This window comes from Streptomyces sp. NBC_01304 (genome assembly GCF_035975855.1).
In the GTDB taxonomy this organism is placed as follows: domain Bacteria; phylum Actinomycetota; class Actinomycetes; order Streptomycetales; family Streptomycetaceae; genus Streptomyces.
In genome coordinates, this window is the sequence record NZ_CP109055.1 from 4,153,505 (window position 1) to 4,172,381 (window position 18,877).

At 70.2% G+C, this 18,877-nt stretch carries 16 protein-coding genes and 2 tRNA genes; 5 read left to right on the forward strand and 13 right to left on the reverse strand.

Annotated elements, in window-relative coordinates:
- Positions 1 to 61 precede the first annotated feature (61 nt).
- From OG430_RS18045 to OG430_RS18060, 4 genes are all read right to left on the reverse strand, one after another.
- Positions 62 to 135: transfer RNA gene (locus OG430_RS18045), tRNA-Met, on the reverse strand.
- An 84-nt stretch (positions 136 to 219) separates the two neighbouring features.
- The gene (locus OG430_RS18050; RefSeq protein WP_327353552.1) at positions 220 to 2,211 is read right to left on the reverse strand and encodes a tetratricopeptide repeat protein; all 1,992 of its coding nucleotides are present in this window, start codon (positions 2,209 to 2,211) and stop codon (positions 220 to 222) included.
- Positions 2,212 to 2,484: 273 nt separating this feature from the next.
- Positions 2,485 to 2,558: transfer RNA gene (locus OG430_RS18055), tRNA-Met, on the reverse strand.
- A gap of 74 nt (positions 2,559 to 2,632) precedes the next feature.
- Positions 2,633 to 5,563, reverse strand: coding sequence for a UPF0182 family membrane protein (locus OG430_RS18060; protein WP_327359136.1), 2,931 nt, complete (start codon positions 5,561 to 5,563; stop codon positions 2,633 to 2,635).
- 135 nt (positions 5,564 to 5,698) lie between these two features.
- On the opposite strand from OG430_RS18060, the gene OG430_RS18065 reads away from it, so the two are divergent.
- On the forward strand, positions 5,699 to 6,256 hold the full coding sequence (locus tag OG430_RS18065) for a PPA1309 family protein (protein WP_327353553.1): 558 nt from the start codon (positions 5,699 to 5,701) through the stop codon (positions 6,254 to 6,256).
- Between the two features lie 55 nt (positions 6,257 to 6,311).
- Here OG430_RS18065 and OG430_RS18070 read toward each other — a convergent pair whose 3' ends face one another.
- The 4 genes from OG430_RS18070 to OG430_RS18085 all read right to left on the reverse strand — a co-directional run bounded on the left by OG430_RS18070 (position 6,312) and on the right by OG430_RS18085 (position 9,524).
- Complete coding sequence (locus OG430_RS18070) at positions 6,312 to 7,424, reverse strand: YlbL family protein (RefSeq protein WP_327353554.1); 1,113 nt, start codon at positions 7,422 to 7,424, stop codon at positions 6,312 to 6,314.
- A gap of 81 nt (positions 7,425 to 7,505) precedes the next feature.
- Positions 7,506 to 7,691, reverse strand: coding sequence for a hypothetical protein (locus OG430_RS18075; protein WP_327353555.1), 186 nt, complete (start codon positions 7,689 to 7,691; stop codon positions 7,506 to 7,508).
- 166 nt (positions 7,692 to 7,857) lie between these two features.
- Positions 7,858 to 8,322 (reverse strand): molybdenum cofactor biosynthesis protein MoaE, encoded by a 465-nt coding sequence (locus OG430_RS18080; RefSeq protein ID WP_327353556.1) that lies wholly within the window; start codon positions 8,320 to 8,322, stop codon positions 7,858 to 7,860.
- A 92-nt stretch (positions 8,323 to 8,414) separates the two neighbouring features.
- A complete protein-coding gene (locus OG430_RS18085; RefSeq protein ID WP_327353557.1) occupies positions 8,415 to 9,524 on the reverse strand; it encodes an SDR family oxidoreductase in 1,110 nt (369 codons plus the stop codon).
- 193 nt (positions 9,525 to 9,717) lie between these two features.
- Between OG430_RS18085 and OG430_RS18090 the strand changes: the two genes are divergently transcribed.
- On the forward strand, positions 9,718 to 11,181 hold the full coding sequence (locus OG430_RS18090) for a zinc-dependent metalloprotease (RefSeq protein ID WP_327353558.1): 1,464 nt from the start codon (positions 9,718 to 9,720) through the stop codon (positions 11,179 to 11,181).
- Complete coding sequence (locus tag OG430_RS18095) at positions 11,178 to 11,711, forward strand: NUDIX hydrolase (RefSeq protein WP_327353559.1); 534 nt, start codon at positions 11,178 to 11,180, stop codon at positions 11,709 to 11,711. Before OG430_RS18090 ends, OG430_RS18095 begins: the two co-directional genes overlap by 4 nt.
- Positions 11,712 to 11,803: 92 nt before the next feature.
- On the opposite strand, the gene OG430_RS18100 is transcribed toward OG430_RS18095, so the two are convergent.
- The 4 genes from OG430_RS18100 to OG430_RS18115 form a co-directional block, all read right to left on the reverse strand.
- Positions 11,804 to 12,556, reverse strand: a complete 753-nt coding sequence (locus OG430_RS18100) for an AIM24 family protein (RefSeq protein WP_327353560.1) — start codon at positions 12,554 to 12,556, stop codon at positions 11,804 to 11,806.
- A gap of 16 nt (positions 12,557 to 12,572) precedes the next feature.
- Positions 12,573 to 13,250 carry an AIM24 family protein gene (locus OG430_RS18105; protein ID WP_327353561.1) on the reverse strand — a complete coding sequence of 226 codons (678 nt, stop codon included), beginning with the start codon at positions 13,248 to 13,250 and terminating at the stop codon, positions 12,573 to 12,575.
- A 13-nt stretch (positions 13,251 to 13,263) separates the two neighbouring features.
- Positions 13,264 to 14,952: a TerD family protein gene (locus tag OG430_RS18110; protein ID WP_327353562.1), complete on the reverse strand. Its 1,689-nt coding sequence runs from the start codon at positions 14,950 to 14,952 to the stop codon at positions 13,264 to 13,266.
- Between the two features lie 152 nt (positions 14,953 to 15,104).
- Complete coding sequence (locus OG430_RS18115; RefSeq protein WP_327353563.1) at positions 15,105 to 15,701, reverse strand: M48 metallopeptidase family protein; 597 nt, start codon at positions 15,699 to 15,701, stop codon at positions 15,105 to 15,107.
- Between the two features lie 242 nt (positions 15,702 to 15,943).
- On the opposite strand from OG430_RS18115, the gene OG430_RS18120 reads away from it, so the two are divergent.
- Both OG430_RS18120 and OG430_RS18125 read left to right on the forward strand, forming a co-directional pair.
- Positions 15,944 to 17,116, forward strand: coding sequence for a TOMM precursor leader peptide-binding protein (locus tag OG430_RS18120; protein ID WP_327353564.1), 1,173 nt, complete (start codon positions 15,944 to 15,946; stop codon positions 17,114 to 17,116).
- A 91-nt stretch (positions 17,117 to 17,207) separates the two neighbouring features.
- Positions 17,208 to 18,593 carry an ABC1 kinase family protein gene (locus OG430_RS18125; RefSeq protein ID WP_327353565.1) on the forward strand — a complete coding sequence of 462 codons (1,386 nt, stop codon included), beginning with the start codon at positions 17,208 to 17,210 and terminating at the stop codon, positions 18,591 to 18,593.
- A gap of 37 nt (positions 18,594 to 18,630) precedes the next feature.
- Here the strand turns inward: OG430_RS18125 and OG430_RS18130 are convergent, their stop codons facing one another.
- On the reverse strand, positions 18,631 to 18,828 hold the full coding sequence (locus tag OG430_RS18130; protein ID WP_327353566.1) for a hypothetical protein: 198 nt from the start codon (positions 18,826 to 18,828) through the stop codon (positions 18,631 to 18,633).
- Positions 18,829 to 18,877: the final 49 nt, after the last annotated feature.

The window sequence follows — 18,877 nt, forward strand, 5'->3', positions numbered from 1 at the left end:
GAAGGTGCGGGTACACGACTGAGGCCCGGATCTCGATGAGATCCGGGCCTCAGTACTTGAGTAGCGGGGACAGGATTTGAACCTGCGACCTCTGGGTTATGAGCCCAGCGAGCTACCGAGCTGCTCCACCCCGCGTCGGTGAACCCAACTCTACGTCACGCCCCCGACCAGGGCAAATCCGTTCCCGCAGCCGCTCCCTCAGGACTCGCAGCCGCTCTCCTACGCGGTCAGCTCCTGCTGCAGCGCATCCCTCAGCCGCCCCGCCCGCTCGGACACCTCGGCAGGCCCGAGGGACACCGCACGGGCGCACCACTGCTGGCCCTCCGCAAGATCGCCACGACGCGCGTAGAGCAGGGCGAGCCGGAGCGCGGCCCGGCCGTGCCCCGCGTCCGCCGCGCGGGTCCACCACATCAGCGCCTCGGGCTCGCTGCCCTCGCGGGCAAGCAGCAGCCCGAGGTTGAAGGCGCCACCGAGGCTGCCGGCCTCGGCCGCCTCGCGGTACCAGCGGGCGGCCTCGACCACGTCCCCGCGCCCGGCGGCGAGCGTGCCGACGCGGACCTGGGCGCGTCGGTGGCCCTGCTCGGCGGCGCGCTCGTACCACTCCTCGCACTCGCTCTTCTCAGCTGCCGGCTCACCGAGGACCGTGCCGGTGGGCGGCCTGGGGGTGCGCCCGTCGAGCAGGGTGCCCAGGCGGTACGCGGCCTCGGGGCTGCCGCCGCCGGCCGCGCAGCGCAGATGGCGTTCGGCGCCCTGCTGGTCGCCGTCGCGGACCTTGGCGATGCCGACCTGGAGGGCGGCCTCGGTGTGCCCGGCGGTGGCGGCGCGCTCGTACCAGCGCAGCGCGGCGCTGTCGTCGTCGCGGCCCGCGTAGAGGATGCCGAGGTTGAACGCCGCATCGACGCTGCCCGCCTCGGCGGCCTTGGAGAACCAGGGCTCGGCGCCCGCGGTGTCGCCTGCCTGCAGGAGCAGCACGGCAAGGGCGTTGGAGGCCTCGCGGTGTCCGGCGTAAGCGGCGCGGCGGTACCACTGCTCGGCCTGCGGGGTGCGGCCCTGCTCGGCGCAGAGCAGGCCGAGGTTGTACGCGCCGTTCACATCGCCCGCGTCCATGGCGGCGCGGTACCAGCGCTCGGCGGTCTGGGTCTCGCCGCGCTCGGCGTGCAGCGCGCCGAGCGCGTTCGCCGCGTTGCCGTCGCCGTCCTGGGCGGCCTTGAGCCACCAGATCAAAGCGTTCTTCTCGTCGCCCGCGTCACGCAGCAGGAAGCCGAGCGCGCAGGCGGCCCGGGGCTCGCCGTCCTTGGCGGAGGTCAGGTACCAGCGCCCGGCCTCCTTGAGCAGGCCGCGCCGCTCGAGGATGGCCCCGAGCTGGAGGGCGGCCCTGCGATGGCCGCGCGCGGCGGCCTGGCGGTACCACTGCTCGGCCTCTTCTGCGGCGGTCAGCTGGAGCGGCTCGGCGCCCGCCGGGGCCTCGGTGGCGGGCGGGGCGCTCCTCGGGGACGTACCCCCGTCGCACTCCGTGCCCGCCTCCGCATCCTCGATGTCGATCACATGGGAGGCCGAGCGCAGCAGATCCGCGCCGAAGGCGATGGACCGGCCTGCGGCACGCGCCTCGGTGTCCGTGCGGCGGCGACCGCTGTCCGGCTTGTCCGTCGCGCTCTCTTCGTCGGTGCGCTCCAGGGCGCGCGCGAGGCGGTATGCGGCCTCGCGGTGGCCCCGCTCGGCGGCGGTACGCATCCAGCGCTCGGCGCCCACGTCACTGCGGTGCTCGAGGAGATCGGCGAGGGCGTACGCGCCGAGGACGTGGCCCTGCTCGGCGGACTGGCGCAGCCAGTACTCGGCGGCGGGCTCGTCGCCCCGCTCGCGGTGGTGACGGCCGAGCGCGTGCGCCGCGGCGGCGGAGCCGGCCACGGCGGCGACCCGCCACCAGCCGGCCGCCTCGTCGGCGTATCCGCGCTGGTGGAGCAGCACTCCGAGGTTGTTGGCCGCCGCGCGGTCGCCGTCGGCGGTGGCCGCGCGCAGGTGAGGTTCGGCGCCGTCGAGATCGCCGCGGCGCAGGAGCAGGGCGCCGAGGACGCTCATCGACGCCACGTCGCCGGCCTCGGCGGCGACGCGATGGCGTGCCTCTTCGACGACCGCGCCGGGATCGCCCCGGTCGGCCGACTGCATAAGTCGCCCTGTCTCCAACAGAGTTGCCTTGTCCCCCATAACGTCCATCGTCGCACCACCTGCAACCCGGGTACACCTGGTATACCGCAGCCAGTGAGGTCACTACAGCGTTTTGTCGACATGCCCACAGAGAGATAAGTCAAACACAGACTTCTCAACTCCCCACGGCTGGCCCAGTAGTCGCACATTCCACCGGCAAAACCGGGCGGCGACAGGCGCAGTTGGGCCGCGGCGGCACCCGTCTACGGGCACGGCGGCACACTCCTGCGGGCACACGACTGAGGCCCGGATCTCAATGAGATCCGAGCCTCAGTACTTGAGTAGCGGGGACAGGATTTGAACCTGCGACCTCTGGGTTATGAGCCCAGCGAGCTACCGAGCTGCTCCACCCCGCGCCGTTGTGTTGCAACCGTACCACGGTGCGGAGGGCGGTCCGCCCGGCCTCCCGGGCGGACCGCTTCCGTCGGGCTCAGTCGCCCTTGTTGTCCTTGTCCTGGCCCTTGTCCTGGGCCTTGTCCTGGGTCTTGTCCTGGACCTTGGCCTGCGCCTCCGCGGCCCGCTGGACGGCCGCCTCGGCCTTCTTGACGGCCTTGCCGTAGGCCTCCAGGTCGCCGGCCTTGAGGGCCTTCTCGGCGTCGGCGAACGCCTTCTCCGCTTCCGCGAGCGCCTCCTTCACCGTGGGGTCGCTCGTCGACGGCGGCTGGTTCGGATCCTTGGGCGGATCCTCACCGCCCTCGCTCTGGGCCCCGAAGACCTCGTTGAAGGCCTCGGTGAGGGTGTTCTTGAAGACGGTGTTCCGGTTGTACGAGACGCCGATCTTCTTCAGCAGCGGATAGTTCGTGTTGCCGCCCTTGACGTAGACGGGCTCGACAAAGAGGAAGCCGTCATCCATCGGCACCGTCAGCAGATTGCCGTAGACGATGTCGGAGTCGGTGCCTCTCAGGTTTCTGACGAACTCGGCGACGTCCGGATCACCGTTGAGCTCGGACTGCACCTGTTGTGGCCCTGGAACGTCCGACTTCACGTTCAGAACTCTTATCGTGCCGTACTCGTCGCTGTTGGCATCGGCGTCGACGGCCATGAACGCCCCCAGGTTCGGGCGTCCGTTGGGCGTGAACGTCGTCGTCAGCGAGAACTTCTGCTGGTCCTGACCCGGCATCTTCAGGCTCAAGTAGTACGGCGGAACCGCGTTCTTGTCCTTGTTCGTCGGGTCGCTGGGCACCTGCCACACGTCCGAGCCGCTGTAGAACTGCGAGGGGCTCTCGACGTGGTAGCGGGTCAGCAGTTCGCGCTGGACCTTGAACATGTCCTGCGGGTAGCGCAGGTGCTCCTTGAGGTCCTGCGGGATCTCGCTCTTGGCCTTGACCGTGTCCGGGAAGGCCTTCATCCAGGTCTTGAGGACCGGGTCCTTCTGGTCCCACTCGTAGAGATTGACCGTGCCGTCGTACGCGTCGACGGTCGCCTTCACCGAGTTGCGGATGTAGTTGACCTGGTTCTGCTGGGCCACCACCGCACGCTGGTTGTTGGCCGCGGTCAGCGAGTCGGCCGTGGTGTCGCCGAGCGTGGTGCGCGAGGCGTACGGGTAGCCGTTGCTCGTCGTGTACGCGTCGACGACCCACTGGATCTTGCCGCCGACGACCGCCGGGTAGGCGTCGCCGTCGATGGTGAGCCAGGGGGCGACCGCCTCGACGCGCTCCTTGGGCGTGCGGTTGTAGAGGATCCGCGAACCCTCGCCGATGGCGCCCGAGTACAGGATCTGCGGCTCGCTGAGAGCCACCGCGTACGCGGCCCGGTTGATCGGGTTGGAGAGGTTGACCCCGCTGTTGCCCTTGTAGCTCGTCTTCTTCTCGCCGTCGGACTCGTAGTCGAGTTCCTCCTGCGGGCCGCCGACGATCGAGTACTGCTGGGTCTTCTCGCCGTAGTAGATCCGCTGCTGGTAGTCCTTCGGCAGCATGCCCTTGGTCGGCAGACCGGACTCCGTGAACGCCGGCGAGCCCGCCGGGTCCGCGTTGGGGTCCGTCTCCGTGCCCTTGGCCGTGATCGCGCCATAGCCGTGGGTGTACGTGAAGTGGTCGTTGATCCAGTTCCGCTTCGGGATGCCGCCGAGGTCCAGCTCGCGCAGGCCGATGACGGTGTCCTGCTCCTTGCCGTTCGCATCCTTGTAGCGGTCGACGTCAAGGGTGGTCGGGAACTGGTAGTACTTCCGCTCGCGCTGGAGCTGGTCGAAGGTGTCCCCGACCACGTTCGGGTCGATGACGCGGTAGCTGGCCTGGCCGTCGGCGGTCTTGCGCTGCTGCTCCTTGGCCGCCTCGTCGGAGCTCGTCTTGCCCTTGCCCGAGTAGTCCTGCACCTTGGCGCCGTCGATGCCGTACGCCTTGCGGGTCGCCTCGATGTTCTGCTTGATGTACGGCGCTTCCTTGGCCTGCTCGTTCGGCTCGACCTGGAACTTCTGCACGATGGCCGGGTAGAGGCCGCCGATCAGGATCGCCGAGAGCACCATCAGGCCGAAGCCGATGACCGGCAGCTGCCAGGTGCGCCGCCACAGCGTCGCGAAGAACAGCACGGCACAGATCGCGGCGATGCAGAACAGGATGGTCTTCGCCGGCAGATAGGCGTTGGCGTCGACGTACCTGAGGCCCGTCCAGTTGCCCGTCGCCTTGAAGTCACTGGACTTCACCGCGAGGCCGTACCGGTCCAGCCAGTACGCGATCGCCTTCAGCGAGACGAACACGCCGAGCAGCACCGACAGATGACCGGTGGCCGCGGACGTGGCGCGCGCGCCCTGCGTGATCCGCAGCCCGCCGTACAGGTAGTGCGTCAGCGCGGCGGCGATCAGCGCGAGCACCGAGGCCGCGAAGCCGAAGCCGAGCAGGAAGCGGTACCAGGGCAGGTCGAACGCGTAGAACGACACGTCCAGGCCGAACTGCGGGTCCTTCTGGTTGAACGGCACGCCGTTGACCCACAGCAGCCACGTACGCCACTGTCCCGCGGCCGAGGCGCCCGCGATCAGCCCGACCAGGGCCGCGATCGCGACGAGGATCCACTTCTTGTAGGGCGCGATGCCCAGGCGGTAACGGTCGAGACTCTGCTGTTCGTTCGACATCGCACCCGGCAGCGGGCGCAACCGGTGCGCCAGCCAGATGTTGAAGCCGACGGCGGCCGCCATGAGGAGGCCGAAGACGAAGAACAGGCCGACCTTGGTGCTCAGGGTCGTGGTGAAGACGGAGGAGTACTTGACCGACCGGTACCAGAGCCAGTCCGTCCAGAACCCCGCGAACATGACGAAGAGCATGGCCAGTACGGCCAGGACACCCAACGTCATGAGCAGGGTGCGGACACGCCGGGACGGTCGGCCCACTCTGATCCGTGGCCCCGACGGGCCTGAGCCGCGGTCCGGCATCTGGAAAGCCAAGGTGCGCACCTCGAAGTTCGCTGTTGATGTATCAGGCTCCGCGATCGTAGAGCCCACTCATGCAACTTACTGAAGCTTTACTCAGTTCCCGTTTCCGGGTCTGAACCAGGCAGGATATTGGCCATGCCCAACCATGCCCCCTCCGGCCCTCCGATGGCCGCCAGCCCCCTCACCCGTGCCGTGATCGAAATTGACGAGTACGTCGCCGGTCTCGGCTGGGACCAGCCCGCCCGTCTCTTCGCCCTCGTCGACACCGCGAAGCTCCGCTCCCAGGAGCCGGGCCTCGCCGACAAACTCGGCCTGACAGGCGAGGAGTCCGCCACCAACCTGACGCCCATCGAGCAGGACGAGCTGCCGGCCGGCAGCCCGCTCGACGAATTCCTCGGCACCATCGCCTGGCCCGACGCAGTGGCCGGCTGCGCGCTCACCGTGGAGCGTCTGATGCTGCCGCCGTCAGCGGAGGCCTCGGTTCCGGACGGTCTGAGCGAGGCTCAGCTCGCGAAGTGGGTGGCCGGGCACAGGGACCGCCAGGAGGTCCGGATGACGGTCGCGGTGCTGCGGGACGGGACGCGCGAGTCGGCGCTGCGGCTGCGCGAGAAGGACTCGCCGACCGAGGTGCTCACCGGGTCCGACCTGGTGCCGGGCCTCGCCGAGGCACTGACGGCGACGTTCGCGGAGTAGCCGCCCGGCTTACGTTGCCGGAGTACCCGGCAACGTAAGCCTCACTTCGCCGTGACTACTTGACCTTGCACTGCGGCAGGTCCGCGGTCTTGCCCTTGCTGATGGCGTCGAGGGACTTCACCGCGTCGTCGATCGTCTTGACCTTGACCAGCGTGAGGCCGTCGGGGACGTCCTTGGCGGCGCTCGCGCAGTTGTCCTCGGGCGTCAGGAAGTACTCGGCGCCCTTCTCGCGGGCACCGACCGTCTTCATCTCGATGCCGCCGATCGGGCCGACCTTGCCGGCGTCGTCGATGGTGCCGGTGCCGGCGACGAACTTGCCGCCGGTGAGGTCGTCAGGGGTCAGCTTGTCGACGATGCCGAGGGCGAACATCAGGCCCGCGCTGGGGCCGCCGACGTCGGCGAGCTTGATGTCGATGTTGAACGGGAACGTGTGGTCGAGGCCGGCGGTGATGCCGACGACCGGGTAGTCCTCCATCTTCCCGGTCTGCGGGTTCCTGCCCGCCTTCTCGGTGGTGATGGTGACGTCCTCGGTCCCGGCGGGCTCCTCGCGGTTCTTCTCGGCCGCGGCGGCCTCCTTGGCCGGGACGATCGTGAAGACGACGTCCTCGCCGGCCTTGTGCTTGGTGACCAGCTTCGACACGTCGGCGAATTCCTTCACCTCGACGCCGTCGACCGCCTTGATGACATCGCCGGCGTGCAGCTTGCCTTCCGCGGGCCGGTCCTTGCCGACGGTGGAGACGACGACTCGCGTCTTCACGCCCGGGATGTCCAGCTCCTTGAGGGCCGCGACCTTGGCGCTCTCCTGGGACTGGCTGAATTCCTCGGCGTTCTCCTGGGAGGACTGCTCCTCCGTCTTGCCGTCCGGGTAGAGGGTGTCGTGCGGCACCACGATGTTGTCGTGTGCCAGCCAGCCGTACACCGCCTGGAACATGTTCATCCGGTAGTCGGCGCTGGTGACCCGGACCGTCGTCATGTTGAGGTGACCGGTCGTCGGGTAGGTCTTGTGGCCGGAGATCTGCAGCACCGGCTCACCGCCGTGCTCGCCCAGGGTGTTCACCGTCGGCCCCGGGGTCATCTCGGAGTACGGCACCGGGTAGAGCACTCCCACGCAGAGCAGCGTGATCAGCATCAGGGTGGAGGCGAGCATCGTCGCGGTGCGGCGTGGCATGGAACGACAGTACGGGACCGGCCTGTGAGTGCACCGCTGGGGCCGGTCCGTCCGGGGACGACCCCGGTGGCTGCCCACGCCTCAGGCGGCGTCCGTGCCTGTGCTCGTCTTCTCCAGCTCCGACCGCTCCATGGCCTCGCGGAACTTCGCGTACCCCTGAAGCTCGTTGCCGTCACCGGTCCGGCGATTGCGGGCGGCCCAACTGCCCCATACTCCGGCGCCGATCGCAGCCATAAGCGGAATCAGCAACCAAGCGAGCGATGCCATGCCGACCTCCCGACCCCATGAGCGACCGCAACTGACTGATCAGCAGATTAACCATCCGCTCTGTCAACGCTCACGGCAGGGCCCGGGTTACGCAACCGGAAGCAACGGCTCGGCCAAGGATGCGCGGTGCGGCCCACGCGGAGTCGGACAGGCGCCCCGCGACGGGTCAGCAGGCGCCGACCCACTCCTCGGTGCCGTCCGAGAACTTCTGGTGCTTCCAGATCGGGACCTCGTGCTTCAGGTCGTCGATCAGCTTGCGGGCGGCGGCGAAGGCCTCCGCGCGGTGCGGGCAGGAGACCGCGACGATCACCGCGAGGTCGCCGACCTCGAGATCGCCCACGCGGTGCACGGCGGCCAGGGCGCGCACGGGGTACTCGGCGACGACCTTCTCGGCGACGCGGCGCATCTCGGCCTCGGCCGTGGGGTGGCAGGAGTAGCCCAGCTCGTCCACGTCGGCCCCGCCGTCGTGGTTGCGTACCGTGCCCACGAAGAGCGCGGTGCCGCCCGCCGCGTGGTCGCCCGCCGCCTTGAAGACCTCGTCGAGCGAGAGCGGGGTGTCGCGAATGGCGAGCAGCCGGATCGGGTCCTGTGCTGCCTGCTCGCCGGGGTGGTCGTACCGTGCTGCTGCCATGCCCTTCATCGTGCCTTACGCCACTGACATCGCGGAATAGCACGTTCGACCGGCCGCGCGTGTGCCGCGTAGGAGAGTCCTACATGCGGCGCCTACAGGCCGCGGCGCCTGCGCGCCGCGCGCACCACCGCGGCGGCGCCCAGAAGGGCGACGGTCGCACCCGCGGCACCCGCGGCGGTCGCGTCCTTGCGGCCGAGGCGGCGGCCCGCGACGGTGTGCCGGCCGGAGACCTCTTCGAGGAGTTCGGCGAGGACCTCCTCGTTGCTCCACTGCGGCCGCCAGCCCGCGTCGTGCAGCCTGCTCACGCTGACCACCCAGGGGTACATCGTGTACGCGAGGTCGCCCGCCGGGGACGGGGTGAGGCCGATCCGGTGCAGCCGGGCGGCGGCTCCCAGGGCGACCGCCGAGGGCAGCTCCATGCGGCGGATTCCGCTGAGCTCCTCGACCTCCTCCTGCTCCAGCCAGCCGTCGCAGCCGACGGCCAGGTCGCCGTCGACCTTCTCCAGGACGGCGTACTCGAGCGCGCTGCACAGGTCCTCGACGTGGCAGAACTGCCACACGGGGCGCGAGCCGGCCACGACGAGCAGGCGCGGCGACTCGAAGTAGCGGGTCAGCGCGGTGTCGCTACCGCCGCCGACCAGGACGGCGGGGCGCAGCACGGTGACGTTCAGGCCGGGGTGCGCGCGGGGTGCGCGGCGGGCGAGGCGTTCGATCTCAAGGAGGTCGCCGACGCCGGTGGCCTCGGCGGTGGCGCGCAGCTCGGAGTCCTCGGAGAGCGGGAGCTCGTTGTCCTCCAGCGCCCCGTAGACCATCGCGGAGGTGCAGAGCACGACCCGGTGGACGCCGGCCGCCGCGGCGGCCGTGAGGACGGTCTGGGTGCCGCGGACGTTGTACGCCGTGCGGGCTGCGGGGTCGGTCTCGAGGTCGAGGTCGAGCGCCAGGTGCACGACGACGTCTGCGCCACGCAGCTTCTCGGCGATGGCTGGATCCCGTACGTCGAGAATGTGCCACTGCGCCGAAGCGCACTCGCCCCGGCGCTCGTCGATGGCCACGACCTGCTTGATCTCCTCGGATGCGGCCAGGCGCTCGACGAGCAGCGCGCCCACACCGGACGCGGCGCCCGTGACGGCCACCACGGGACCTCTCGCGGGCACGGTTGACTCGTTTCGCGCTGCGCGAACCTGCGGATCTGGGGAACTCACCGGGCGTCTCCAGCGGTTGTCTTCAGTACGTACGTGAATGACGCGTACGGACCAGGTGGCGTCCATCCTGCCGCAGCCCGCAAGGCAGCGGAGCACCGAGCCCATAAGCGGCTTCGGTGTCTACGCTGGGTGGTGTTGTCGGGCAGTCGCCGTCGGAACCCAGAACCGGCGGCCTTACGAGCCGAGGATTCCCGTGAGTGACACCCCATTCGGATTCGGCCTTCCGCCGGAGGAGCCGGAAAACGGCGACGAGGGCAAGAAGAAGGACCCCGCGAGCGGTGGCGCCGGCCAGGACCCGGCCAACCCCTTCGGCTTCGGTACGGGCGGCGGCATGCCTGGTATGCCCGGCGGTGGCGACAATCCGTTCGCCGCGATGTTCGGGAACATGAACCCGAACGACCTGGGCGCCGCCTTCCAGCAGCTCGGCCAGATGCTCTCGTACGAGGGCGGCCCGGTGAACTGGGACATGGCCAAGCAGATCGCCCGCCAGACGGTCTCCCAGGGCACCGCGGACGGCACCAAGGACGCGAGCGTGGGCCCCGCCCAGCGCACCGCCGTGGAAGAGGCCGTGCGCCTGGCCGACGTGTGGCTGGACGGCGTGACCTCGCTGCCGTCGGGTGCGGGGTCCGCGGTGGCCTGGTCGCGCGCCGAGTGGGTCGAGGCGACGCTGCCGGTGTGGCAGGAGCTGGTGGACCCGGTGGCCGAGCGGGTCGGGGCCGCGATGGGCGATGTGCTGCCCGAGGAGATGCAGGCCATGGCGGGCCCGCTGCTCGGCATGATGCGCTCCATGGGCGGCGCGATGTTCGGCCAGCAGATCGGGCAGGCCGTGGGCGTGCTCGCGGGCGAGGTCGTCGGCTCGACCGACATCGGCCTTCCGCTGGGCCCGGCCGGGAAGGCCGCGCTGCTGCCGCTGAACATCGAGGCGTTCGGCAAGGACCTGGGCGTCCCGCAGGACGAGGTGCGGTTGTATCTGGCCCTGCGCGAGGCCGCCCACCAGCGGCTCTTCGCCCATGTGCCGTGGCTGCGCTCGCATCTGTTCGGTGCGGTCGAGGGGTACGCGCGCGGGATCAAGGTCGACACCGCGAAGCTGGAGGACGTGGTCGGCCAGTTCGACCCGCAGAACCCCGAGGAGCTGCAGAACGCGCTGCAGCAGGGCATGTTCCAGCCCGAGGACACCCCGGCCCAGAAGGCCGCGCTCGCCCGTCTGGAGACGGCGCTCGCGCTGGTCGAGGGCTGGGTGGACGCGGTCGTGCACGAGGCCGCCAAGGACCGGCTGACCTCGGCCGGGGCGCTGCGCGAGACGCTGCGCAGGCGCCGGGCGAGCGGTGGGCCCGCCGAGCAGACCTTCGCCACCCTGATCGGCCTCGAGCTGCGGCCGCGCCGGCTGCGGGACGCCTCGCGGCTGTGGGCCTCGCTCACGGACGCGCGCGGGGTGGACGGGCGCGACGGCCTGTGGGCGCACCCGGACATGCTGCCGACGGCCGGGGACCTGGACGACCCGGACGGCTTCGTGCACCGCGGCGAGGCGGGCTCCGACGCCTCCTCCGACGAGCCCAAGCTCGACTTCGACGCCATCGACAAGATGCTCGGCGAGGCCGCGGGCGGCTCCGGGCCCGACCTCAAGAAGGACGACGACAAGGGCGACGGCGACAAGTGAGCCTGCACGAAGACGCGGTGCTCGTACTGAAGAAGTACGAGCACCAAGAAGAGCTGCGCCAGGCCTACTTGGACCATCTGGCGACTCATCCCGACGGCATGTGGAAGGCCTGCGGGGCCGGGCATCTGACGGCGAGCGCGCTGGTCATCGACCCCACGCGCGGGCGCGTACTGCTGACGCTGCACAAAAAGCTGCAGATGTGGCTGCAGATGGGCGGGCACTGCGAACCGGGCGATGACACGGTCGCCGCCGCCGCGCTGCGCGAGGGCACCGAGGAGTCCGGCATCGCGGGGCTCACGCTGCTGCCGGGCGGTCCGGTGCGCCTGGACCGGCATCCGATTCCGGCGCCCTGCAACTGGCATCTCGATGTCCAGTACGCGGCCGTCGCCCCGGCGGACGCGGTCGAGGCGATCAGCGACGAGTCGCTCGACCTGCGCTGGTTCGCGTACGACGAGGTGGCGGGTGTGGCCGACGAGTCGGTCGTACGGCTGATGGAAGCCACCCGCGCGCGCCTTGCGGAGCTTGCGTAAGCGGAGCACGCGTAAACCGGAGCACGCGTAAGGGGCGACCGCCATGGCGGTCGCCCCTTACTGCTGCCCAATGGGCATCCGTCTGACGGGAATTACTCCCAGACATTGCCCCGGTTCTGCCCGCGGGCGCCCTGCTGCCCCATGCCGTACTGCGCGGCCATGCCCTGCATCACGACGTTCTGCGGCGGCAGCACCTCGCTGGGCTGGACCAGGACGAAGCCCGAGCCCATGAAGCTCAGTTCCCAGCCCTCACCGGTGTTGCCGCGGCGGCGGCGCACGTTGGAGCTGGAGGTCTGGGCCTGCATCTGCACCCGCAGCGACTTGGACCAGCCGACGATCGCGTCGGCGTCGCAGTTCACGTACTTGTCCGGCGTGACCTGCATCATCAGCGGCTGACCTGAGGTCATCAGGGCGACCTTGCCGCTGCCGGAGATGTTCAGCTGGTACTTGCCGGACCCGGAGATGCCGTACTGGCTGTCCACCGCGATGGACTCGGTGTGCAGGACGGAATCGAGCGCGAGGACGTAACTGCTGTCCACGACCAGGCCCTGCTGGTCGATGTCGACGATGTGGATGTACTGCGCCAGGTTGGCCAGATAGATCGTGCCCTGCCCGGAGCAGCGCATCGGGTCGAGGCCCTCGCCCGTGTTGGCACGCGCGCGCTGCTGCTGACCGGACTGGTACTCGCCGTCGAACTCGATGAGGCCCTGGTAGGCGACCATCGCGCCCTTGCGGGCGAGGACGTCGTCATGGCCTTCGAGGTGGATCCGCAGCATCTGCGGATTCTGGATCGCGTAGCGCTCCTGGGACTGCTGCTCGGTAAAAGCGAAAAGCGGGCTCTGCATGGTGTGTTCGCTCCCCCTAGCCCCGGACCCGGAGACGGTCGCTGCTGTCTTCACTGGGCTGTACGACGACGATCCCCTGGCCGGAGAACGCCATCTGGTAGGCCTCGCCGCTGCCCCGGCCGATCATCGAGGACGCCTTGAAGCTGCGCTTGCCCTTCACCTTGAGGTTCGGTGACCAGGCGACCAGGGCGTCCGGGTCGACGTACGTCTCGTCCTCGCCGCTGCCGCAGTCGACGACGATCGGCGCCCCGCGCGAGGTCAGCGCGACCCAGCCCTGGCCCGTCACCTTGACGTTCCACAGGCCCTGGCCGGCGAACTTCGCCAGGCCCTTGACCCGCTCGACGCCCCACTGGAGGTGCGCGTCGAAGGCAAGGAGGTTGGTGCCGTTCACGGAGAGGGAGTCGCCGTTGAGGTTGATGACGACGACGTCCGCGCCGTAGTCGGCGAGGTAGAGCAGTCCGTCGCCGCTGGCCTTCATCAGCGGCATGCCCTCGCCGGTGATCCAGGCGCCGGCGATCTGCCGGACGGCCGGCGGATTGGGCTCGTACTGGACGAAGCCCTCGTACGCGATCATCGAGCCGGTCCGGCAGAAGACGTCCTGGCCGCTCTGCATGGCGATCTTGGCCATGCTGCGGCCGTGGTTCTCCATCCGGGCCGACACGGGAGTCGGGGCGAAGCCCGCGAGCTGGTTCATGACTTCGCTCCCCTTAGATCTCGTAGGGCTGGACGACGATGAAGTTGCCGGGCGCACCGCGGAATTGGAGGTTCACGGTCTCCCCGCTGTGGCCGGGGAAGGCCTGCCTGCGCAGGCGCACCTGGCTCGAGATGATGACCTGGGAGGCGGCCGACCACGCGACGATCGAGTTGGCGTCCGCGAAGGTCGTCGGCGTGACGGGCAGCACCACGGGGGTGCCCTTCGTCTTCACGATCACCGAACCGGTGCCCTGGAACTGCATGGTGAACAGGGCGCCGCCCGGGATGCCGTGGCCCTCGATGCGACGGACCTCGTGCTGCAGGGACTCGTCGAACGCCAAGACGTTCTCCGCGGAGACGCAAATGGCGTCGCCCTGGAGCTCGATGGGGTGCAGATGGGCCTCGTTCTCCGCGAGGAAGACCTGGCCGCGGCCGGTGCAGCGCATCAACTGCATTTCCTGGCCGGTGGCGTTGCCCACGATGCGGCCGGCGAAGCCTGCGCCCTTGTAGCTGAAGTCGACCTTGCCCTGGTACAGCACCATGCTGCCCTGGCGGGCGAGGACGGCCTGGCCCTGCTGGCCGAGGTCGACGCGGACCATCTGCTCGTTCTGCTGCGTCCAGCGCTGTCCGGTGGGTGCTTCGCGGTACTTCTGCAGCGCGGCGGCCACACCGCCGGCCTGCGGGGCGCCCTGCGGCATGCCCTGGGGCTGGCCGTACGGCGACGGCGCGGAGGGCTGGCCGGGGAACGGACCGCCCTGCGGCTGGCCCGGAGGCTGGCCGTAACCCGGCGGGGGCGCGGGCTGGCCGGGAACCTGGCCGTACTGCGGCTGCTGGCCCGGGAACGGCTGCTGCTGGCCCGGGTGCGGGCCGTGCATCGGCTGCTGCTGCGGCTGGCCCGGCTGGCCGTAGCCCGGCGGGGCGGGCGGCGGGACCGTGCCGGGCGGCGTCGACAGCGGGGCGACGATCGTCGGCGCGGCGTGCACATCCGGCTGCGGGGCCGGCGCGGGGGCCGGGGGCGGGGCGAAGCCCTGCGGTGCGGGCTGCGCCTGCTGCGGCGGGGCGGGGGCCGGTGCCGGGGCGCCGAAGGACGGGGCCGGGGCGGGGGCCGCACCACCGGGCGGCGGGGCGAAGCCGGGGGCGCCGCCCTGCGCCTGCTGCGGCGCGGCCTGCTGCTCCTCGGCGACCTCGCCGCCGAAGTTCTTCAGGAGGGCGTCGAGTCCGCCGTCGAAGCCCTGGCCGACCGCGGCGAACCGCCAGACGTCCTTCAGATAGAAGTCGCCGATCATCACCGCGCGTTCGGTGGAGAACTCCGTGCCGTTGAACGGATAGCGGGCGACCTCTTCACCGCCCGCGACGATCCGGAGGTACCCGGGGGCGATCTGCGACATCTGACCCGCACCGTCGATCGTCGCCGTGATCGACAACTTGTGGATCTGCGGCGGAATCCGGTCGAGAGTGACCCGGAACGACTCCGTGTCGCCGGACTGGGCACCGAGGAGCTGGATCGACTCCTCGGGCGACTTGGGCTGGTTGAAGAAGACGAAGTAGCGATCGTCGGAGAGCTGCTCATTGGCGTCGAGGCCGAAGCAGCTGATGTCGAAGCTCAGTCCGGGGGCCGAGATCTGCACACCTACGTACAGATCCGTCCCTGCGGTGAGGTCACTGATCTTGGCCTTGTGGCCGCGTTGGAATTCCCTGGCCATACGTAACGACCGTCCCCCATCCCGAATGTGAATGCGCCGCGCCAGGCTAACCGCAAACACTGACAGTGCGCGAAGCCGGGACAGAGCCGGTACAGAATCGTCGCTTGGGGCCTACACCACGTGCGTGGATGTCACGCGCTGCGCGGCCGGTGTCACTCGCTGCGCGCTGCGGGGAGGTGCGGCAGCCGGTCCGCGGCGACGACGCCCTCGAGATAGCCGCGGGCTCGTTCCGTACGCGGATACGCCTCCAACAGCCGCCAGAACCTGGGGCCGTGCCCCGGCACCAGAAGGTGGGCGAGCTCATGGACCAGGACGTAGTCGACGACGTACTCGGGCATGCCCTGCAGCCGGTGCGAGAGACGGATGCTGCCTTCGGCCGGAGTGCACGAGCCCCAGCGGGTGTTCTGGTTGGTGACCCAGCGCACCGAGGTGGGCCTGGCCCGGCCCTCGAAGTACTGGTCCGACAGATATTCGGCCCGCTCGGCGAGTTCGGCGTCGCCGAGAAGACGCTTGCTCTCCTGCGCGGCGAGCTTGTCCAGCATCACGCCGACCCAGCGCTGCTCCTCCGCCTCCGACATCCGGGCGGGGATCAGCACGATCGTGCGGTCGCCCTCGCGATACGCGGAGACCGTTCTGCGCCGTCTGGCACTCCGGCGGACCTCGACCGCGCTCACCGCCGAGCCGCGTGGCGGCTGGTTCGTCGTGCTGCGCTGTGGACTTCCGGCGCGGTGCAGTGGGTCGGCTGGCACGCCCCGACGTTACCCGCTGGCAGTGGGGGAAGTCCCGCCTCCGGGACGGTTCGGGGCTGATCCACCCCTTGCGTGGATTGTTTGTACGACTATTGACCACCGCCTGTGGATAACTTTCGGGGCCTTCGCGGCGGAGGCGGCATGCTGGCGATGCGGCTCGGGGATCGCCTCCGGTCCGCGGACCACGACCACGGATCACGGATCACGGATCACGGATCACGGGGACAGTACGGGGGACAGTCATGCATCCGATGGTGAAACCTGCGCTGCGGCGCGCCTGGCGGGATCTCACCACCGTGCAGTTCGGCATCGCACCCGCACACGCGGTGGTGCTCGGACCGCTCGACCTGGCGACGGCCGGCCTGCTCCACCGGCTCGACGGCACGCGCGGGTTGCCGCTGCTGCGCGAGGAAGGACACGGGCTCGGGCTGCCCGAAGGACATGTGGACATGCTGGTGGAGCGGCTGGCCGCGGCAGGTCTGCTCGATGACACCACGGGCGGCGGTCCGGCCGCGGACGCGCTGCGCCGCAGGCCGGGCGCGCTGGACCGGCTGCGCCCCGATCTGGCGTCGCTGTCCCTCGTGGACCGGGAACCCACGGGCGGGATAAGGCGGTTGGCGGCACGGAGCGCCATGCGTGTCCAGGTGCGAGGCGCCGGCCGGGTGGGGGCGGGCATCGCCGCCGTGCTCTCGGGGGCGGCGGTCGGCAAGGTCGATGTGCTGGAGGGCGGGTGCGTCGAGCCGTGGGACGTGTCGCCCGGCGGGCTGCCCGCGCAGTCGGTCGGGGAGCGCAGGGACGCGGCCGCACGACGCCTGGTGCGCCGATGCGCACCGGTCCGACCACCACGACGGAGGCGAACCGGACCCGCGGGCAGCGGCGAGGTACCCGAGGACGGGCAGGGCGTCGAGCCGGGGCTTTCGCTCGTGGTGGTGGCGCCGCGGGACGGTCTGGCCGCCTTCGCACCCGACCCCGCTGTCGTGGAGCCACTCGTGGCGGCGGGCACACCGCATCTTTTCGCGGGGGTGATCGAGGGCACCGGGGTGGTGGGGCCGTTGGTGCTGCCGGGCGTTTCAGGCTGCGCCGGGTGTCTCGATCTCGGGCGGGCGGAGCGGGACGCCGGGTGGCTGCGGATGCTGGCCCAGTGGCGCTCGGGGCGGGCGTCCAGGGCGGTGCCGTCCTGTGATCTGGCGCTGGCGACGGCGGTCGCGGGGCTTGCCGCCTCGCATGCACTGGCCTTCCTGGACGGGGCGCTCCCGGCTGCCGTCGGGACACGGTGGGAGGCTCCGCTGCCGGGGCTCGACTGGCGGTCGGAGCGGGTGCGGCCGCACCCCGACTGCTCCTGCGGGGCGGCCTCTCGAGATGAGAGGGAGGACACCTCAAGAGAACGCGCGTCACACGAGACAATGGCCGGGTAACGACCGTCGGCGGGAGCAGGTGCCGACGCTCAGGGGCACAGGCCATGCCGAGGGCACAAGCGGCACAGCTGTCTGGGAATTGGAGGGGCGCATGTCTGATCTTCCCCGGAAGGCGGTCACCCGGACCGCCAAGCTGGCCGCGCTGCCACTCGGCTTCGCGGGCCGGGCGACATGGGGGCTCGGTAAGCGGATCGGCGGCAAGTCGGCGGAGATCGTGGCCCGTGAGCTGCAACAACGCACGGCGGAGCAGCTGTTCAAGGTGCTCGGTGAGCTCAAGGGCGGGGCCATGAAGTTCGGGCAGGCACTGTCCGTCTTCGAGTCGGCACTGCCGGAGGAGATAGCCGGGCCCTACCGCGCCGCGCTCACCAAGCTGCAGGAAGCGGCGCCGCCGATGCCGACGCGCACCGTGCATGCGGTGCTCGCCGAACGGCTCGGCGAGGACTGGCGGGAGCAGTTCCTCGAGTTCGAGGACAAGCCGTCGGCCGCCGCGTCCATCGGCCAGGTGCACCGGGCCATCTGGCACGACGGCCGGCAGGTCGCCGTCAAGGTGCAGTACCCGGGCGCCGGGGAGGCGCTGCTCTCCGACCTGAATCAACTCAGCCGGTTCGCGCGCCTGCTCGGCCCGCTGATTCCGGGGATGGACATCAAGCCGCTCATCTCCGAGCTGCGCGACCGGGTGTCCGAGGAACTCGACTACGGCCTGGAGGCGCAGGCCCAGCGGGCGCACGCCGAGGAGTTCGCGGGCGATCCGGATGTGCTGGTGCCCGCTGTGGTGCATCAGTGCGAGCAGGTCCTGGTGACCGAGTGGATCGACGGGATACCCCTGTCCGAGGTGATCGCGGACGGCACCGAGGAGCAGCGCAACCGGGCGGGTCAGCTCCTGACCAGGTTCCTCTTCTCCGGCCCGGCCCGCACCGGACTGCTGCACGCCGACCCGCACCCGGGCAACTTCCGGCTGCTGCCCACCGGGGAGGGCGGCGAGGACGGCGAAGGGGACGTGGCCCACTGGCGGCTCGGGGTGCTCGACTTCGGCACGGTGGACCGGCTGCCGGGCGGACTGCCCGACACGATCGGCTATGCCCTGCGGATGACGATCGAGGGCGAAGCCGAGGCGGTGTACGAGATGTTGCGCGAGGAGGGCTTCGTCAAGGAGTCCATAGACCTCGACCCGGACGCGGTGCTCGACTATCTGCTGCCGATCATCGAGCCCGCCCAGGCCGACGCGTTCGAGTTCACCCGGAGCTGGATCCGCAATCAGGCGGGGCGGATCGCCGATCCCCGCTCCCCCGCGCATCAGTTGGGCAAGCAGTTGAATCTGCCGCCCTCGTATCTGCTGATACACCGGGTGACGCTCAGCACGATCGGGGTGCTCTGTCAGCTGGGGGCGACGGTGCGGATGCGGGACGAACTCGAGGCGTGGCTGCCCGGATTCCTGCCCGAGGACGAGTCCGAGGCCGAGGCGGCCGTCGAGGCCTGAGGAAGTTGGCCAGGGGCGGTTGACCTGACGGGACGGCTCACCACCAGCTGGAGTCGAGTCGTCCCTCGATGGCCCTGATGTTGGCGCGGGCGCAGTCGTCGCAGAAGTACTGGCGGCTGCCGTTCTCCACGGAGCAGGTCCAGGTCGGCCGGGCGCCCTCGGCGGTGGCGCCACAGCGGGAACACACGACGCTCTCGGCACCCGGCTGCGGAGGGTGATGAGGTTCCTTGTCCACCTGGCGAATGTAGCGCCGCGGCCGGGAGTTGGGTCGTACAACGCACCGC

Coding starts and splice junctions, on each gene's coding strand:
- OG430_RS18050 (WP_327353552.1), bottom strand. CDS start 2,211: ATGGACGTTATGGGGGACAAGGCAACTCTGTTGGAGACAGGGCGACTT.
- OG430_RS18105 (WP_327353561.1), bottom strand. CDS start 13,250: ATGAACCAGCTCGCGGGCTTCGCCCCGACTCCCGTGTCGGCCCGGATG.
- OG430_RS18110 (WP_327353562.1), bottom strand. CDS start 14,952: ATGGCCAGGGAATTCCAACGCGGCCACAAGGCCAAGATCAGTGACCTC.
- OG430_RS18080 (WP_327353556.1), bottom strand. CDS start 8,322: ATGGCAGCAGCACGGTACGACCACCCCGGCGAGCAGGCAGCACAGGAC.
- OG430_RS18065 (WP_327353553.1), top strand. CDS start 5,699: ATGCCCAACCATGCCCCCTCCGGCCCTCCGATGGCCGCCAGCCCCCTC.
- OG430_RS18100 (WP_327353560.1), bottom strand. CDS start 12,556: ATGCAGAGCCCGCTTTTCGCTTTTACCGAGCAGCAGTCCCAGGAGCGC.
- OG430_RS18125 (WP_327353565.1), top strand. CDS start 17,208: ATGTCTGATCTTCCCCGGAAGGCGGTCACCCGGACCGCCAAGCTGGCC.
- OG430_RS18075 (WP_327353555.1), bottom strand. CDS start 7,691: ATGGCATCGCTCGCTTGGTTGCTGATTCCGCTTATGGCTGCGATCGGC.
- OG430_RS18120 (WP_327353564.1), top strand. CDS start 15,944: ATGCATCCGATGGTGAAACCTGCGCTGCGGCGCGCCTGGCGGGATCTC.
- OG430_RS18060 (WP_327359136.1), bottom strand. CDS start 5,563: ATGCCGGACCGCGGCTCAGGCCCGTCGGGGCCACGGATCAGAGTGGGC.
- OG430_RS18070 (WP_327353554.1), bottom strand. CDS start 7,424: ATGCCACGCCGCACCGCGACGATGCTCGCCTCCACCCTGATGCTGATC.